1 protein-coding gene is annotated in these 1,999 nt (G+C 58.3%); it reads left to right on the forward strand.

The window, feature by feature from the left end; all coding sequences use genetic code 11:
* Nucleotides 1-1,213, forward strand: a 1,213-nt coding sequence (locus tag IFO71_RS21530; RefSeq protein WP_192031749.1) for an RHS repeat-associated core domain-containing protein, incomplete at its 5' end; no start/stop codon positions are given.
* Nucleotides 1,214-1,999: the final 786 nt, after the last annotated feature.

Raw genomic sequence — 1,999 nt, forward strand, 5'->3', positions numbered from 1 at the left:
TGCGGCCCAGGCGAAACCGGCAGCTAAGGAAAAATCGGCACTAACGCATTGTCGCGTCGGGAGATTTTGGCATCCGCCGCTGAAGTGCACGTCAAGTGTTGGGTATACCGGCTATTACCACGATGACGAGTCGGGACTTAACTACGCGCAGCAGCGCTATCAGCTCCCCGGAATCGGACGGTTCCTGCAGGTGGATCCGTGGGAGGGGGATGCACAACGCCCGATTACACTTAACAAGTACCTCTACGCGAACGGCAATCCACTGTACTACCTGGATCCCGACGGTCGTCAGGCCTGTGGGGAGTGTTTCGCACTAGCACACGCCACGAGTGACGAAGAGCGTGGACGGGTGCTGCGAAACCTAGCCAATCGAGATCCGCTGATTGGCCGCACCGTGGGCGCGGCGATCCCCGTGGTGCAAGGTGCCCGAGAGACCACCAGCCTCGTGGAGGACATCGGTTCCTCTGATCCGGAAGCGCAGCAACGCATGGCTGCTCGGCGCGCCGGGTGGGAGGCTGAGCAGCGGGAGTGGATGCCGTATGCGCTCAGTGGACCGGGCGGCATAGGCAGAAAAGTATTTGAGGATGTCGGCGCCAGCATAGGCACGCATGCGGGCGAGCTGCGAGTGGCGCTGGACCGGAACGACTACGTGGGTCAAGGCGAAGCCTTGACTGGACTGGCCGGTGACGCGGCGACGGTGGGTGGCGGAACGGTCATAGTTAGGCGAGTGGTTAAGAGCGCGGCGAAATCTGCGCCTGTCACGGTTGTCGAGAATCCGAGCGGCCCGAACTCGGACCTTGATCGCCGGCTATCGATGCTGGCCGAGAATGATTTTGTTGGGGATTCGATTGAGCATCCTGTTCGTCGTGATCCGCTGCCGGAAGGCGTCGATCCCTACCAGTTGAAATTGTTCCCCGACAAGGCTTATGAAAGACGTGTTGACTACGGCAACACGCCAACTGCTCAGCAGAAAGCCTCTGTGCCACCCGGCATGGAGTTTGATCACGATCCGGTTTTGGTTCGGCATTACTTCGAGGGGCCTGGAAGTGGACGGTTGCCTGGGTACAACCTAACCGCGGAGGAGCGCCGAGCAATGGCTGCTAGTCCGCAATCCGGTCGTGCGGCCACGCCGACCGAACAGCGTAAGCAGGGAGCTGAGTCTGCGAAGTACTCGAAAGCACAGAAGAAAAAATGGGGGCTTGATCAGCTATGAAGCACGTTGGCTATGTGGCGTCAGAAGGAGGCCCTTTTTTGATCGCGGACGCCGATTGCGCAAGGGAATGGAGTGGTGTGGACGGTGACTCTTACGACGCACTTTGCATGCAACTGGACAACGCGGGTGCCGGGCGTCTTCACCGACTGGGACTTGATCTACTTCGAGGGCTGTCGTGGGAGCCTGGCTCTGGCGTCGCAGATGTATTCTGCGCATCGAACAGTGTGTTGATTTGTTCGCCGTCTGGCCTTCCTCAATCTGAGTTTCCAGTTGCAAACGAATTGAATGGCGAGCGATTGGAGATTCCTTCTGGAGTTCTCGCGATCTTGTGGGCGCCTGAGAACGGCGAGTGCATTCTTCGAGAAGACACTCAACTTCATGAAGCGCGCCCGCCCTCTGGCAGCCTCGCCGTCGATGGGTCGAGTCTTCTGATCCCGGTCGCCTCGGGGACGTATTTCGTCAGTGAGTGCAACCGGGATAATAGCGGGAATGCGGCCAACTTTCTTTGGATACGTTGGTCTCCCTAGCAAGGTAGGTTTAGCCTGCATAACCTGCAAGTTAGCTGTGAAGCCTGTCGTTCTTCTGTGTATTAGTTGGAGCAACAAGACGGTATGGCTGCTATTTATCGCGATGATCGAAACAGTATCGTTTGACCCACTCCTCACCGCGCGTACGGCGGGTTGTTGTACCGCGCGTACGTCGGGTTGTTGTAGGGCGGGTTTTTAACCCGCCGTTTAGTCATTGACTATGGCCGTCGATCCACGGCCTGCTGCTCCGCCTTGGCGC

Source organism: Pseudomarimonas arenosa, assembly GCF_014841215.1.
In the GTDB taxonomy this organism is placed as follows: domain Bacteria; phylum Pseudomonadota; class Gammaproteobacteria; order Xanthomonadales; family Xanthomonadaceae; genus Pseudomarimonas; species Pseudomarimonas arenosa.